The organism is Ferdinandcohnia sp. QZ13, from assembly GCF_031324165.1.
Taxonomy (GTDB): domain Bacteria; phylum Bacillota; class Bacilli; order Bacillales; family Bacillaceae_L; genus Ferdinandcohnia.
Genome location: NZ_JAVIVW010000001.1, coordinates 1,373,783 through 1,388,099, shown reverse-complemented (window position 1 = coordinate 1,388,099; position 14,317 = coordinate 1,373,783). Strand labels below are relative to the sequence as shown.

At 36.8% G+C, this 14,317-nt stretch carries 20 protein-coding genes; 8 read left to right on the top strand and 12 right to left on the bottom strand.

The features are described from left to right. Positions 1-76 precede the first annotated feature (76 nt). The 6 genes from sigY (at position 77) to RGU12_RS06665 (ending at position 2,772) form a co-directional block, all read left to right on the top strand. Complete coding sequence (sigY, locus tag RGU12_RS06690; RefSeq protein WP_116351333.1) at positions 77-640, top strand: RNA polymerase sigma factor SigY; 564 nt, start codon at positions 77-79, stop codon at positions 638-640. After that, positions 594-944, top strand: coding sequence for a YxlC family protein (locus RGU12_RS06685; RefSeq protein ID WP_309535370.1), 351 nt, complete (start codon positions 594-596; stop codon positions 942-944). Before sigY ends, RGU12_RS06685 begins: the two co-directional genes overlap by 47 nt. Next, a complete protein-coding gene (locus RGU12_RS06680; protein ID WP_309535369.1) occupies positions 941-1,144 on the top strand; it encodes a sigmaY antisigma factor component in 204 nt (67 codons plus the stop codon). Before RGU12_RS06685 ends, RGU12_RS06680 begins: the two co-directional genes overlap by 4 nt. Next, the gene (locus RGU12_RS06675; RefSeq protein WP_223254386.1) at positions 1,141-1,350 is read left to right on the top strand and encodes a hypothetical protein; all 210 of its coding nucleotides are present in this window, start codon (positions 1,141-1,143) and stop codon (positions 1,348-1,350) included. Before RGU12_RS06680 ends, RGU12_RS06675 begins: the two co-directional genes overlap by 4 nt. Continuing rightward, a complete protein-coding gene (locus RGU12_RS06670) occupies positions 1,331-1,645 on the top strand; it encodes a YbjQ family protein (RefSeq protein WP_116351329.1) in 315 nt (104 codons plus the stop codon). Before RGU12_RS06675 ends, RGU12_RS06670 begins: the two co-directional genes overlap by 20 nt. A gap of 107 nt (positions 1,646-1,752) precedes the next feature. Beyond that, positions 1,753-2,772 (top strand): thiazole biosynthesis adenylyltransferase ThiF, encoded by a 1,020-nt coding sequence (locus RGU12_RS06665; protein WP_309535368.1) that lies wholly within the window; start codon positions 1,753-1,755, stop codon positions 2,770-2,772. A 289-nt stretch (positions 2,773-3,061) separates the two neighbouring features. Here the strand turns inward: RGU12_RS06665 and RGU12_RS06660 are convergent, their stop codons facing one another. Then, positions 3,062-3,445 (bottom strand): globin domain-containing protein, encoded by a 384-nt coding sequence (locus RGU12_RS06660; protein ID WP_309535366.1) that lies wholly within the window; start codon positions 3,443-3,445, stop codon positions 3,062-3,064. A gap of 215 nt (positions 3,446-3,660) precedes the next feature. On the opposite strand from RGU12_RS06660, the gene RGU12_RS06655 reads away from it, so the two are divergent. Beyond that, a complete protein-coding gene (locus RGU12_RS06655; protein WP_309535365.1) occupies positions 3,661-4,929 on the top strand; it encodes a hemolysin family protein in 1,269 nt (422 codons plus the stop codon). A 79-nt stretch (positions 4,930-5,008) separates the two neighbouring features. Here the strand turns inward: RGU12_RS06655 and RGU12_RS06650 are convergent, their stop codons facing one another. The 3 genes from RGU12_RS06650 to RGU12_RS06640 all read right to left on the bottom strand — a co-directional run bounded on the left by RGU12_RS06650 (position 5,009) and on the right by RGU12_RS06640 (position 6,004). Continuing rightward, a complete protein-coding gene (locus tag RGU12_RS06650; protein WP_309535364.1) occupies positions 5,009-5,398 on the bottom strand; it encodes a hypothetical protein in 390 nt (129 codons plus the stop codon). A gap of 31 nt (positions 5,399-5,429) precedes the next feature. Then, the gene (locus RGU12_RS06645) at positions 5,430-5,651 is read right to left on the bottom strand and encodes a YozQ family protein (RefSeq protein WP_309535363.1); all 222 of its coding nucleotides are present in this window, start codon (positions 5,649-5,651) and stop codon (positions 5,430-5,432) included. 152 nt (positions 5,652-5,803) lie between these two features. Then, complete coding sequence (locus tag RGU12_RS06640) at positions 5,804-6,004, bottom strand: alpha/beta-type small acid-soluble spore protein (RefSeq protein ID WP_116351323.1); 201 nt, start codon at positions 6,002-6,004, stop codon at positions 5,804-5,806. A 286-nt stretch (positions 6,005-6,290) separates the two neighbouring features. Here RGU12_RS06640 and RGU12_RS06635 point away from each other — a divergent pair, with 286 nt between their 5' ends. Beyond that, entirely contained in the window at positions 6,291-6,533 is a 243-nt protein-coding gene (locus tag RGU12_RS06635) for a hypothetical protein (RefSeq protein WP_309535362.1), read from the top strand. Positions 6,534-6,596: 63 nt separating this feature from the next. On the opposite strand, the gene RGU12_RS06630 is transcribed toward RGU12_RS06635, so the two are convergent. The 8 genes from RGU12_RS06630 to RGU12_RS06595 all read right to left on the bottom strand — a co-directional run bounded on the left by RGU12_RS06630 (position 6,597) and on the right by RGU12_RS06595 (position 14,274). After that, entirely contained in the window at positions 6,597-7,694 is a 1,098-nt protein-coding gene (locus tag RGU12_RS06630) for an ABC transporter ATP-binding protein (RefSeq protein ID WP_309535361.1), read from the bottom strand. A 117-nt stretch (positions 7,695-7,811) separates the two neighbouring features. Beyond that, positions 7,812-8,711 carry a PucR family transcriptional regulator gene (locus RGU12_RS06625; protein ID WP_309535360.1) on the bottom strand — a complete coding sequence of 300 codons (900 nt, stop codon included), beginning with the start codon at positions 8,709-8,711 and terminating at the stop codon, positions 7,812-7,814. A gap of 74 nt (positions 8,712-8,785) precedes the next feature. Continuing rightward, the gene (locus RGU12_RS06620; protein WP_309535359.1) at positions 8,786-8,971 is read right to left on the bottom strand and encodes a hypothetical protein; all 186 of its coding nucleotides are present in this window, start codon (positions 8,969-8,971) and stop codon (positions 8,786-8,788) included. A gap of 52 nt (positions 8,972-9,023) precedes the next feature. After that, the gene (locus RGU12_RS06615) at positions 9,024-9,233 is read right to left on the bottom strand and encodes a YheE family protein (RefSeq protein ID WP_309535358.1); all 210 of its coding nucleotides are present in this window, start codon (positions 9,231-9,233) and stop codon (positions 9,024-9,026) included. 12 nt (positions 9,234-9,245) lie between these two features. Continuing rightward, positions 9,246-10,442, bottom strand: coding sequence for a YheC/YheD family endospore coat-associated protein (locus tag RGU12_RS06610; protein WP_309535357.1), 1,197 nt, complete (start codon positions 10,440-10,442; stop codon positions 9,246-9,248). Beyond that, the gene (locus RGU12_RS06605) at positions 10,439-11,797 is read right to left on the bottom strand and encodes a YheC/YheD family endospore coat-associated protein (protein WP_309535356.1); all 1,359 of its coding nucleotides are present in this window, start codon (positions 11,795-11,797) and stop codon (positions 10,439-10,441) included. The genes RGU12_RS06610 and RGU12_RS06605 overlap by 4 nt, the downstream gene beginning before the upstream one ends. Before the next feature lie 16 nt (positions 11,798-11,813). Continuing rightward, positions 11,814-12,884, bottom strand: a complete 1,071-nt coding sequence (locus tag RGU12_RS06600) for a YheC/YheD family endospore coat-associated protein (RefSeq protein ID WP_309535355.1) — start codon at positions 12,882-12,884, stop codon at positions 11,814-11,816. Positions 12,885-12,900: 16 nt separating this feature from the next. Then, positions 12,901-14,274, bottom strand: a complete 1,374-nt coding sequence (locus RGU12_RS06595; RefSeq protein ID WP_309535354.1) for a YheC/YheD family endospore coat-associated protein — start codon at positions 14,272-14,274, stop codon at positions 12,901-12,903. Between the last annotated feature and the right edge of the window lie 43 nt (positions 14,275-14,317).

Here is a 14,317-nt window from a genome sequence, read left to right as displayed (position 1 = left end):
AACTTTTTAATAACCTCATTCGTATTATTAACGATAAATAAAGATAACCAAATATTCTTGGGGGAGAATTCATTGCATGGATGAAAAGGAACTAATTCGCAGTGCAAAGCGTGGTGATACACTCGCGTTTGCTATGCTTTTTAAGGAGCATTATCCCTTTTTAGTAAAATATTTAATAAAAGTTACAATGAAGCCTGATATTGCCGAAGACCTGGCACAGGAAGCAATGATGAAAAGTATGGAAAAAATTAAATTGTATAATGGCAAAGCAAAATTCTCCTCATGGCTCATCACAATTGCGACGAACTTATACATTGACGATCTTCGAAAAAAGAAACGAGAGCATAACTATCAGCTGCAGGAACAAGCATTACGCAAAATGAAGTGGCAATTTGATAATCAGTCGGAAGATTGGAATGATGTTCTTACTGCATTAGGTAGGCTTTCTGATGAAATTCGGATTCCAATTGTTCTCAAACATTACTATGGGTATTCATATGAGGAAATAGCGGATATGCTTCATATCGCCATCGGAACTGTTAAATCAAGAATACATAACGGAATTCAAACAGTAAGAAGGGAGTTGAGACCCAATGAAGAAAAACAAGCTAGTCCTACTAAAGAACGAACCACAACATGAAGAAGATGTAGAAACGATTCAAGAAATCAATGAAGCACTCACTAAAATAGATCAACAATATTCGGTTTTCACTCCTGATCTTCAAGTGTTTGAACAATTAGTCGCCGCCGAACAACAGAAACAAAAGAAAAAATTCAGACGAGATTTAATCGCTTTTATTTTAATCGCATTATTCATGACGACGGCTTTAATCACAGCGTTTTTCCAATTGCCACTTGCTTATATTCTAATTCAAGGTATCGCAACTATTAGCTTCCCAGTTTATAGCTTTTATCGGTATCGAAAACGGGTGATGCGTACATGAAAACGTATGACATCAAGTTCTGGATATTAATCGTCATCATCCTACTCATTCAAAGCTTTTGGTTGTTTTTAGACGCAAGAAAGCGGGGGCATAATTATTGGTTTTGGGGAATATGGGGATTGATCCAAATACCCATGCCAATTGTATTTTATCTGATTTTTGCTAGGAAAATTTATCGACGTAAAGCAGGTAGGGAATGATGGGGACTATTGCGAAATATATTGTATTGTTGATAGCCGTTATTGGACAAATCGTAGGAATTGTCTTTTTGTTTATTGATATTTCAAAGGCGCTGACGTTTTATGCATTTTATATGGTTGCCATTGTTTTATTATTTGCTTTATTAGTATGGGAACGAAAACGTGAGAAAGAGGAGGATGACGAGAATGATTATCGTGACTACTGATTTTGTACCTGGTAAAGAAGTGAAAGAACTAAAGGGATTTGTAAGAGGAGGTACGGTTCAGTCAAAGCATATCGGTAAAGATATTATGGCAGGGTTGAAAACAATTGTAGGTGGAGAAATTTCTGATTACACGGAAATGCTAGAAGAAGCACGACAAAAAGCAATTGGTCGACTGGTAGATGATGCGAAGGCAAAAGGAGCAAATGCAGTTATCGGGCTGCGTCTACAAACTTCATCTGTCATGCAAAATGCATCTGAAATTATTGCATACGGAACAGCAGTATATGTAGAATAATCACTTTTTAGCTAGGATAGTCTCTCTATTCTGGCTTTTTCTATTATCTAAAGGTCTTTCCTATGGTACTATAGCAACAGAACTACATTGGAAGGAAGGAATTTGAGTTGAACGAACGCTACTCTCGGCAAGAGTTATTTACTCCAATTGGAACCAGTGGGCAAAGGAAAATTAGAAATAAACATGTTCTCATAGTAGGTGCTGGTGCGCTTGGTACAGGAAGTGCCGAGGGGCTTGTCCGTGCAGGGATCGGAAAGCTAACAATTGTCGATCGCGATTATGTGGAGTGGACGAACTTACAAAGGCAGCAATTATATAGCGAACATGATGCAGCCAATCGTTTGCCAAAAGCGATTGCAGCAAAAGAACGCTTAGAAAAAATAAATTCAGATGTTGATATCGAAGTACATGTTATGGATGTATCGGTTCAGGAGATTGAACAAATAATTGATGGAGTAGATTTGATCATCGATGCAACCGACAATTTTGACATAAGAATGCTTTTAAATGATGCATCACAAAAATACAGCATCCCATGGATTTATGGGGCATGTGTTGGGAGCTATGGAATTAGTTATGTCATCTTGCCAGGAAAGACACCATGCCTACATTGTCTCCTAGAAACCATACCGATGGGAGGACTGACATGTGATACGGTAGGAATCATAAGTCCAGCCGTTCAAATGGTAGTTGCCTATCAGGTAACGGAAGCACTTAAAATATTGGTTGAAGATTTCAATGCACTACGAAATAAATTAGTTTCATTTGATTTATGGAAAAATCAACATACAGCGATAAAAGTTGATCGTGTAAAAAGAGAAGGTTGTCTTTCTTGTGGAACAAATCCAACCTATCCTTTTTTATCCTATGAGAATCAGACAAAATCTGCCGTTTTATGTGGAAGGGATTCCGTTCAAATACGACCAAGTAAACGAATGGAAAGAGACTTAGATTCTCTTGCAAAACGTTTAATTACTCAAGGTGGCATAGTAGAAACAAATCCATTCTTATTATCATTTACACAAGGCTCAAACAGAATGGTTGTTTTCAGGGATGGTCGTGTTCTCATTCATGGAACAAAAGACATTTCAGAAGCAAAGAGTCTGTATCATCGGTATTTAGGATGAACCCAAGTTTCTCCGAAAATCGATTCACAAAATGTTCATCACTTTGACAAAAAACTGCCTTAAAAACGAACCTGATTTTTCCACATTTGATGATACTCTTAAACCATATAAAAGATAATGGGGGAGTAACTGTGGACGAATTATCAATTACATTTAATATTGCGGCAGCGTTAGTTTTAATATTCTTTATTGGGACCATAATCATCGAATCATAAAAAAATCCACGAAGTTTTCGTGGATTTTTTTGATGTCCTTCAGGCGCCGAGTCGATAGAATGGCACCTTTATTGTTAATCTGGCGTATTTACCATGATTCCTGCCACTTGTTGTAAACGAGCATAAAAGGCTTCGGCTGCATCACCAGCAAGACCTGTTTCTTCGAATGCTTCTTTCATACAACGAAGCCAAGCTCTAGCACGTGTAGGTGTAACCTCAAAAGGCATATGACGATATCGCATTGCCGGAGGTCCAAATTCATTGCTATATAATGTCTGGCCGCCAGTAAATTGTGTTAAAAACATATATTGTTTTCTTTTAATTTCTTCTATATCTCCTTCGAATAAAGGAGCTAAATCAGGATCGGCATATACCTTTGGATAAAAGGTGTCCACTAAATTTTGAATGGCATCTGCACCACCGATTTCTTCATATAAGGTATTGAGTTTAAAGTCCATATTATCACCGCCGCTTAATTTTTCTTATAAGTACTATATCAAGACTAAAAATAGCATGGTGTGATTTAAATCACATTCATAGATAATCATTCCCATATAAGAGAATGTTTGCTATTATAAAAATAATCGATATTCTCGTATTAAGATTTTGACTTTATCTCTATTCATCATAAACAAAAATAAAGTCAATTACAATTTAGGAGTGTGAAATTTACGTGGACGATTTGCCACTGAGTACCATCATTTTGTTAGTCGTTTTAATCATGTTATCAGCGTTTTTTTCTGCAAGTGAAACAGCCTATTCAAGTGTTAATCGAATACGGCTAAAGAATTATGTGGATGAAAAGCGACGTGGAAGTAAGAAGGCATTTTATATTACGGAGCATTTTGATAACGCCCTTTCGACTATTCTTGTTGGGAACAATATTGTAAATATCGCTGCAGCATCAATTGCATCGAAGTTAGCTTCAGATCTTCTTGGGGGAAATACCGGGCTTGTTATTAGTACGTTTGTTATGACGTTACTCATTTTAATTTTCGGAGAGGTCCTTCCAAAATCATTTGCAAAAGAAAATGCAGAAAATTTCTCATTACGGGTCTCTGGGGTATTATTTATATTAATGAAGATACTCACACCAGTTACCTATCTATTTGGATTGTTAAAAGCATTAGCAGCCAAGCTTATTAAAAGTAATAATGATACTCCATCCTTCACCGAAGAAGAAATCAAAGTAATGGTTGATTTGAGTGAAGAAGAAGGAGTTATTGATAATAAAGAAAAAGAATTAGTACACCGTTCCCTTGATTTCAACGATATTTTAGTGGGGGAAATATTAACACCACGCATTGATATGGTTGCTGTTGAGGTGAATGATCCGATAGAAAAGATACGAGATATGTTCTTAGAGGAACGTTATTCACGTGTGCCAGTGTACGAAGACAATACCGACAATATCATTGGCATTCTATCAGAACGTGAATTTTTAAGTCTTCTTGTTCAACAAAAGAAAATAAATGTTCGTTCAATCATCCGCAAACCATTTTTTGTAGTGGAATCGATGAAAATCTCAACCTTGCTGCCAGAGCTTCAAAAGAGCAAAACACATTTGGCAATCGTTGTTGATGAATTTGGCGGAACTTCAGGTTTGATTACATTAGAAGATATCATCGAAGAGATTGTCGGTGAGATTTGGGATGAACATGATGAAAAGATCAAATATATTACACAATTAGATGAAAATACATATGAAATAAATGCGGATATGCCACTTGACGATTTTGCAGAAATCATTGGAATTGAAGAACCGGAAAGCTCCCATCATTCTGTTGGGGGTTGGATATTTGAATCATTTGAGAAAATTCCAGTTACCGGGGACACCTTTGATTACTTGCATCTCACCTTAACAGTTACAGAAGTGGAAAACCGCCGCATCCGAAAAGTAAATGTAGAAGTAAACCAACAAATATTAGAAATTGAAAAATAAGGGTCCAAAGTGATTCAGGGGGACGGTTCTCATGGTTTTCAAAAAAATGGAAAACTGTGAGAACCGTCCCCCTTTATATTTACTGAATGATGCTAGCCAAAGCTGCCGGGATGGGCACTTTTTCGTCTGCTCCATATTTCTTTTCGAAAGAATGGTATTCAAAAAGTGTCCCTTCAGGTGAACACACAGACAAGTCTAGAATATAATCACCATGATCACCCTTGGTTTCGAGATAAAAGACAAAATCCGAAACTTTAAGATGGTAAAAATGATACTGAAACCCAAGAAATTCTTTTGTATCGAAACTCGTATCTGGATGGGCTGAAATATATTGGGCAAGGTCATCTATCGTTGCCATTGGTCTTTGCAAAACAGTATTAATTTTTTCTTTTACAAGTTGGGATGTATTTGAAAATGTGTCTTTAGCTTTCGTTGTTATATCCCGAATAAATTGCTGTACTTCACTCAATTCGGATCTCTCCTAAAAGGGATTTCAAATCTTATGAATAGTAATCCTGGTAACCTTCATTTGAGGATTCTACATTTTTCGTTTTCGTCTTATTATTGAAAGGGGCTGCAATTTCGCCTTCCATGTATGAATCACTTACTTGTTCATGGGTTGTAGCAAGTCCTGAGGATAATTGATCGTCCTTTTCGTAATCTCCAGGCTGGTAATGTCTTGCAGCTAATTCCTCTGTACTGTTTTCAAGTTTATCCTTCAAAGCAAACGCCTCCTATAATCATATCTTCTAGTTTAGTATCCCAATAATATTCTGTAAAAAATCAAGTCAAAAGTTGGGAAGAGTATAATCAAGAGAAAAATAAGAGACACCCGTTTAAGGGTGCCTCTCTAGCCAAAAATATTTAATTGTTATTAAGCTCTTCCACCCATAGATTGTTGAGCAAAAGATACTAAACGCTTTGTAATTTCTCCACCAACTGATCCGTTTGCGCGAGATGTAGTGTCAGCACCTAAGTTAACACCAAATTCTTGAGCAATTTCATACTTCATTTGGTCGATAGCTTGTTCTGCACCTGGTACTAATAATTGGTTACTGTTGTTGTTGTTTGCCATTTTTCCTTCATCTCCTTAAACTGATTTTTTTTGGTGGGTTACTCCGGAATTGCACCAGATATAAGGGTTTCCTTAGCCTCTAGGCTAACCCGTGTGTTTTTAAGTTTTATGTGTTGCTTGGTGAGTTGTGTGTTGCTGTGTTTGTACTAAGTATTATGTAACGAAATGAAGTTTATATTCGAAATTAACTTTGCCAATTAATTCCTACGGAAAAGAAAGCATAACTGCATTGTTTCATCGAAAAACTAGTGTTAACTAAATATGAAAATGAGTAGGAGAAGAGATCATGCCGATTTGTCCATTATGTAATGGTTTTAACAAAGCTAGCTTCTCATGTGCACAATGTGGGGATTCTTTAGAGGATTCAGGACGTATTATTGATTACTTTGATGACTACAGTGCATATATGCAAATAGATGACATGAAAAAAATAGATGGCATCCAAACAACCTTACAAAACAATGAATGTGCCCATCTATTCTATTGTACTAACTGCCATAGCCAAGAAATAAAATTAATCAAAGAATGAGGATGGAGTCACAGGTCCCAATAAAAAAGTCACCCAGCAAGCGGGTGACTTTGTCTTTGATAATTAGCGAATTCTCTTTTCAGTTTCTGCGTCGAAGAAATGGCATTTGTTCATGTCAAATGCAAGTTCTACTGTCTCACCTGGTTTTGCTTGAGTACGTGAATCAACACGCGCAACAAAGTCAGTATCAGCAAGCTGTGAATAAAGCATTGTTTCAGCACCAGTTAATTCAGACACTTCAATAAGTGCATTGATTTTAGAACCTTGAGCAGATTCAATGAACACAGGCTCGTCATGAATATCTTCTGGACGAATACCAAGGATGATATCTTTGTTTACATAGCCTTGTTCACGAAGAACCTTCATTTTTCCTTCTGGTACAGTAACTTTTACATCACCAATAGTGAAGGTACCATCCTGTAATGTACCAGGGAAGAAGTTCATCGCTGGAGAACCGATGAAACCAGCAACGAATACGTTTTCTGGATTGTCGTAAACATCTTTAGGCGCACCAACCTGTTGGATAATGCCATCTTTCATAACAACAAGACGTGTAGCCATTGTCATCGCTTCTGTTTGGTCATGAGTTACATAAATAGTCGTTGTTTGAAGGCGTTGGTGAAGCTTAGAAATTTCAGCACGCATTTGTACACGAAGCTTTGCATCAAGGTTTGATAAAGGTTCGTCCATTAAGAATACCTTAGCGTCACGAACGATTGCACGTCCTAATGCAACACGCTGACGTTGACCACCTGATAATGCCTTAGGCTTACGAGTTAAATATTCTTCTAGACCAAGAATTTTTGCAGCTTCTTTCACACGACGATCAATTTCATCTTTCGGGAATTTACGAAGCTTTAAACCGAATGCCATGTTATCATATACACTCATATGTGGGTATAGCGCATAGTTTTGGAATACCATCGCGATGTCACGATCTTTCGGAGCAACATCATTTACACGTTTATCATCAATGTAGAAATCCCCTTGAGAAATCTCTTCTAATCCAGCAATCATACGTAATGTAGTTGATTTACCACAACCAGATGGACCTACGAATACGATAAATTCTTTATCTTTAATATGAAGGTTAAAGTCTTCAACTGCCGTTACTTTATTGTCGTATACTTTGTAAATATGATCTAAAACTAATTCAGCCATTTTTTCTCCTCCTAGTGTAAACGTTTTCTATAGCTAAAGTTTACTTTAAAGAGAAAAATGCGTAAATGTGTAAAGTGCACAAAACGTTGAAAGGGTTTTCGTGCATGTCTACCAATTCTAAAAATGTTCAAGGTCCAAAATGGCTAGATATGTTGTTACAGCACCGTGGAAATGTTTAATATCAATTCCTGTCTTTTCAATGAATTTTTCGATTCGGTACTGCAGACTATTCCGGTGCATATATAATCGTTTCGCTGCATTTGAAACATTCAAATCACTTTCAAAGAAAACTTTTATCGTTTCTAGTAATTCATGATCAGCTTGTAGTTCTTCCGGAATCACATTTTTCAGTTGGTTCCGAAAATCTACATCCATTCCTTCAAGTAATAAAAATGGCAGAATATCATGTAATCGATAAACCTTCTGTTTATGTAAAAATTGTATACCCTTTTGAAACCATTCTTTTTCAGTATGAAAAAGAGAGCCAAGATTGTCAGAAAGGGGGTGGGTTTGTCCAATAAATAAACGCATGTCTGTGTAAAAATCACTCGTTAACGTCACGGTGATTTCATCATAAAAGACATCCTCAATGATTTCCTCGTTTCTTGTTTCGATGAGAACGCCGCTTGAATCATTTTCCCATAGAAAGATCGTATCTCTTGGTAACAGTGCCTGAATGGCCTCCTGGAATTCAAGATGGTCAGTAATCGGTTGGTCGGCATAAAACTGAATAAACCTACACTGCGAAAAAGAAAATTGTTCAGGTGATACGGTCCCTTGTTGTAAAAACAAAAGGTTATACCAAAATGCCTGTGTATCGTTCATATCATTAACATGAGTGCCATATGGTGTGAAAAGGGAAGATAAAAGGGAGGTCTCTTTTGTAGAAAGACGGTCCTTTTTAATTCCAAAAAAAGTTCCTGTGTCTGTTAAAAACCATGAATATAAATCTGTCTTATATGGTGATTCTGCTGTTATAAAAGCATCCTTATAATGCTTCATCAAATTTTCAATCATGTAAAATACTCCTTCAATTCAATCAAAAAAAGTCTCCTTCTATTATAACAGAAGGAGACTGTGTCGCTAACTTGTTATTCAATTACATTCGGTGGTTCTTCTTTCTCAAATTCGCGTGCTTCCTCTATATTTGTTTTATCATGATAACGGTAGACGCTCCCCCCAGCCATTCCTTCATTTATGAAGCGGTCCACATCCATGAATACTTCATCTTTCCCCTCGTATTGAAGGTCTTCACGCTCTTTTCCGTTTTTATCCATAAAAAAACCCTCCTTTTTATCTTAGTATGTGAAGGAGGTGAAAAAAGATTCGTTATTCGTAAACATGGAAGAGCATTAATTCATGAATTTGTTTAGTAATGTCATTAATGACTTTCAAATCCGGGTGGCTGCCTTGCCAATCAATGCTTCCATCCTTATTATAAATGCCATGATATTTTGTTCCTTGAAAGTAAAAAGAAAAGCTCCAACCGGGAATTTTGCTGCTTTTATATAAAGGCTTATATTGAAAATGTGAGATCATCGTAAGTTCTCCTTAGGTTTTATTTGCGGTCTTATTTGCTTCCATTATAAGGAGTCTGGTTAAATTTTCAAGTCCTTTTTGATGAATATCTACTTCATCAAACACCATTGGCTTTGAATTGATTTCATAAATAAAAATGGCACCATTCTTCGAACGACCGAGGTCAATGGAGAACTCTCCAATAAACTCTCCTGTTTCGTCCATGAGCGTTCTTCCAATCTCAAACACAAGCTTTTGCAAAAGGGCTTCATCAAATCGATCACGGACGAATTGATAGGGGATTATTGAGCCACCATTTGGGACATGTGTCGTCACACCATTTTCACCAGCAACTCTTACCCCAATACCGCTTATAAAATGTCCGTTATCACGATAATGACATAAAATTCTCAGATCATAACGTTTCCCACCATGTGTGTCTGCCTGAATTGCTTCCTGTAATAAATAGTTGTTTGTTTCAAAGACATCCTTATATTCCTCCCAAAATGAGGTGAGGGTTGGGTAGCTTTGTTTTCCGTGGGGTGTTTCTACAATTATTCCATTTTGAGATGTTTTCAGTCTGTAAAGATCAATACCTTTATGGCCTGTTGAACTTTTTATATAGAGGATTTGATGTTTGGCCACCATTTTTTTGAGGTCGCTTATATGTTTGAGAAGGGTGGTCTCAGGAAGAAATCGTTGAACAAAATCATTCTTCTTTAAAATCCGCTGTACCTCCCATTTAGAAAAAAAGTGTGGATTAAAAAAAGAGATATTCTCTTTTTTAAAGAAAGAAATAATGTCATTAAAATCCTTCGATTCCTCCATGTGACGATAAGGAATACGGTTATACACAGCATTCGGAAGAGGAGTTTGTAATTTGATCCATTTTTGTAATGGTTGGTAAAAGGTAAAAGCTTCCACTAAATGTCCCTTTATTGACTTTGGCGTAATCACGATTCCTAATGCACCATGATCCTGTAAGGAGGTTAAAATTCTTTTTAGTACCTTAAGATTACCAATAAAAGTGTTGTCTTTTGAGCTACCAGTTAGAATGCCAATGAGAGGGCCAACCATATTTCCAGCTTTATTAACAAAAAAAGGGAGCGATTGCTCTGGGCAGCTCCCTACATAAGAAATCATGGTGTTTGTCTTTCCAAAAATAAGTCCATTTGTTTCTTCACATTGATACCATTTCTTTTTTTCAATATGATAATAAATGGTACTCATTTGTAAACTTCCTCTGGCTTCTTAATCGTTGTTTCTGTTAAATAGACGGCATATTGCAGTGGAAGCCTGCTTGAGAGTTTATCATATTTTCTTAGTTTTGGATGTGAAAAAATCGAACGACCTGGCTTGGAATTTGCCTCGAACAGCCACACACTGCCATTTTTATCGATTCCTAAATCAAATCCAAGTTCCCCAATATGTCCTTTTTGTCTAGAATCAATGGCTTCGCTTAGAGATAGCGCTGCCTGTTTTAGAGAATCCGTTACGTTCTTGCATTCTTCTACATCTGGAAAAATTTCAGTGAGTGTACGAACGACACCACCGTTGTTTAGATGTGTTGTCACACTGCCACGTCCAGCAATTTTTCCTGCCATCACACTGACCTGCCAATTGCCTTTTTCATCCTTATTTGTATGGATCCTAAAATCAATTGTTTTATGATCGCTTCGGAGCAAATGAATTCCTTGTTGGACGATATAGTGCTCCAATTGTTTGTGGCGGAAGTGCGTGTTGATAAAAGACTCAACGGAAGAAAAACGCTGAAGACGATTTTTTCCATCTTGATCACGATATCGACAATAATAATTACCGGTTTCTCGGTCAAATAAAACTTGATATATACCTAAACCAAGACTGCCGTTTGCTGGTTTAATGTAAACATGCTGATATTTCGATAGCATACGCTCGATTAAAGTGAAGGTAGGGCTTTTATGGGTTTCAGGTAAATAGATTGAAACCCGATGATCTCCCTCTAACAACTGGTGAATTTCCCATTTATCGAAAAATCCAGGATTAAACCAGGGAATTAAGTACTCATGTTGCATTCGTTGTTTAATTTCACGTAAGGCCTTATGTTTTTCAGTTCGGCGGTTTGGAAGGCGGTCATAGACCACATTAGGAAATGGAACTTCAACTGTTTCCCAGCCATTATGGTTATGAAATAGACCAAGAATGGTACCTTTTTCCCAATCAATATGCTTTGCTCCAAAAATAAATACATAAGCCCCAACTGCTTTTTCTTGAGCCAAAAGCTTTGCAAAGAATAAGGTTCTCTCTCCAATTGGTCGAATCATTGACTCGCTAAAACCTGCTGTAAAAATTCCGACAAGAGGCCCAATGTAGAGATGGTCTTCATGAATAAAAACCTGTGTCGTACTACTGTATGGAATCTTTAAGGCTACAAATATATCTTCTGACAATTTGATTTCCTGCTTATCTACTTGGATAACCTCACAATCACAGGAGGACGTTCCAAACAAAATATGCTTAATGGGTGTTTTTAATTGAATAGTAGTAGGAATATACACTTTTCCTTGTTCTTCCTGTACTATTTTAAGCGGTAGCGGTGTTCGCATTTTTCTCAGCTCCTTTTTAGGTAGTTTGTTTTGAATGAAGATGAAGGCAATACTGTAATAGTGTATTGTATAGGGCATCTTCTTTTTCTGGACTGGTTTCTAAAATAACCTTTCTACCTGGCTTTGAATTGGTGTCTAATATCCATATGGCGCCCTCACTTGTAAGACCTAAATCAATGCCAATTTCAAACAGAGGTTCAAATTGCTTTTCTAACAATTCTGGTAGCCTATTAATAATTGTATGAATATTATCCGAAAGTAATTGCTTTTGATGAAAAGACATATTTTCAGTCCAACTTTCATAAGAGCGAGTTTCTCCGCCACCCCCTAAATTTGAAATGAGGTGATCCGGCATTCCAAGGCGAATCCCTCGACCTTGTTCAATCCATTTTCCTTGGCCGTCTTTTTGAAGTAAAATTCGAATATCAAAAGGACGATTTTCTTCATTGTGTAGCGGCAAATATGGTTGTAATAAGTACGGTTGATTGCTAATTATGGAGTCTAGCCACTTTTTTAAATCCCTTCTTGTTGTAAATTGGTTCTTTTTTAGAAGTTTTTCATCTTTATAGAGAACCTCTACATAATTACGATGAAGAAAAAGGCCAATAATTCCTTTTCCCATTGACCCTCTCTCTGGTTTTAGGATAATTTGATGCTTTTTCGTTAAAGCTCGTAGGATGGTAGAAGAGGAGAGAGCTTTCTCAGTAGAAGGGACATAGGGTGATAATTCCTTATCTTGACGTAAGGTGTTGTAAATTTCCCATTTGTTTGGTAAACCATGCCCTAGAAAAACATTTGCTGGACGCAACTTTAACCAGTTCATAATCGGCTGACTTTTTTTGGATATTTCATCCCTTGAATAGAAACAACGGTCATATAAAAACATTGGTATTTCAAACGTGCTTTGTTCCCACTTAGTAGTCTTGTGATTAAATGTTTCTCCACGAACTAATTCAGAGGTAGGTTCAATCGATGTTGGAGTAAATCGGTACAGTTGTATCCCAAATTTAGGAGCTCGTTTTGCGAGTTCCGTGGCAAGCCCGAGTTCCTGGTTCGGATAAAGCGTTACAAACCCCAGTGAAATCATAAAACCCTCTCCTTTCTTACATATCGTTTATGAATCGATGTTGGACGAGATAGACACAATGCTGTAAAATCGCTTTTGCACTTGGGCGAATTTTGGTTGATATTTGATCCTGTTCTTGGTTTTTTGATGGCTTTGTGTTGACCTCAATAATCGTTGGTTTCCCATTTTCATCAAGCGCAAGGTCAATTCCTAACTCTGCAAATATTCCGTCGTCCCTTCCATCAATAAGGGTGGCAACCTCTAATGCTAACTCTTTCATTAATTTTTTAATATGAGGAATTTGTTTTTCTTCAAAATTTTCGATAAGAACGTTATGGACCTTTTGAATTTCTCCGCCTCTTGCAAGGTTGGAAACGAATTGGTCCTTTGACGATACCCGTGCAATTATAGATGTTAGCTGCCATTTGTCACTTGATTGCTTTTGGCATAACACACGAAAATCCAATGGTTGTTCCTTATATAATAGAAGTGAAATGCATTCCTGAACAATGAATGTTTGTTGTTTTAAACGTGAAAATAAGGATTGAAACAGGGATACAAAGCTATAATGCACAGTCTCAATGTCACCTGAGAAGGTTGTATAATCTAATAAATATTTACCTTCGTCTGTTTTATGAATTCGAAAAATATTTCTACCTTGACTGCCATGCACCGGTTTTACAAAAACACATTTATATTTCTCAAGCATTTCAAAGAGAACATCTCTACCTGTTAATAGTTCAGTATCTGGGATATATGAATGGAGATGCTCATATTCCTTCAATATTTCATGCACTTCCCACTTATTTAAAAAGTGATCATTAAAATATGGAACATTGTTCATCTGCAATTCATTTGTAAAGTCGATAAACCTTCGGGATTGTTCCCGTTTACGGGAGTGAATTCGATTGTGGACTACCTGAGGGTACGGAACAATTGACTTTTTCCACGTTCCATCTAAATAGATATACCCACTATGCTTATAAAAGGTATTTAACGAGAATACATAAAAAAATACCCCGATTTCGTTTGCATAAAGCGATATTTCCTCGCAAAACTCTTCAATGGAACCAAGTGATATTTGATTGTTTTTTTCGGTTACCTCTGTTAAAAGTCCTACGACTGGACCGATTTCAAGTCTTTCATTTGATTTTTTTAAAAGAGTAATTGAAAAATTTTCTTGAGGGAGCTGCAATTCTTGCAATATAAAGTCACAACATTGGATTACAAGATCGCTTTCATTTAAAGATACGATTTCGACGATGACACTATTCCTGTTGCACGATAATTCAACTTTCTGTTGGTTTTGTAGTCCAAACTCTTTAAAGATCTTGTCACTCATTTGTATTTGCAAAGGGGACACCTGCTTGTTAGAAACAGGAATCACCTCAATAAGAATTTTTTCCGTCATCATGAAAACCCCATTTGCGTAACTTGACGTTCAAACACTATAA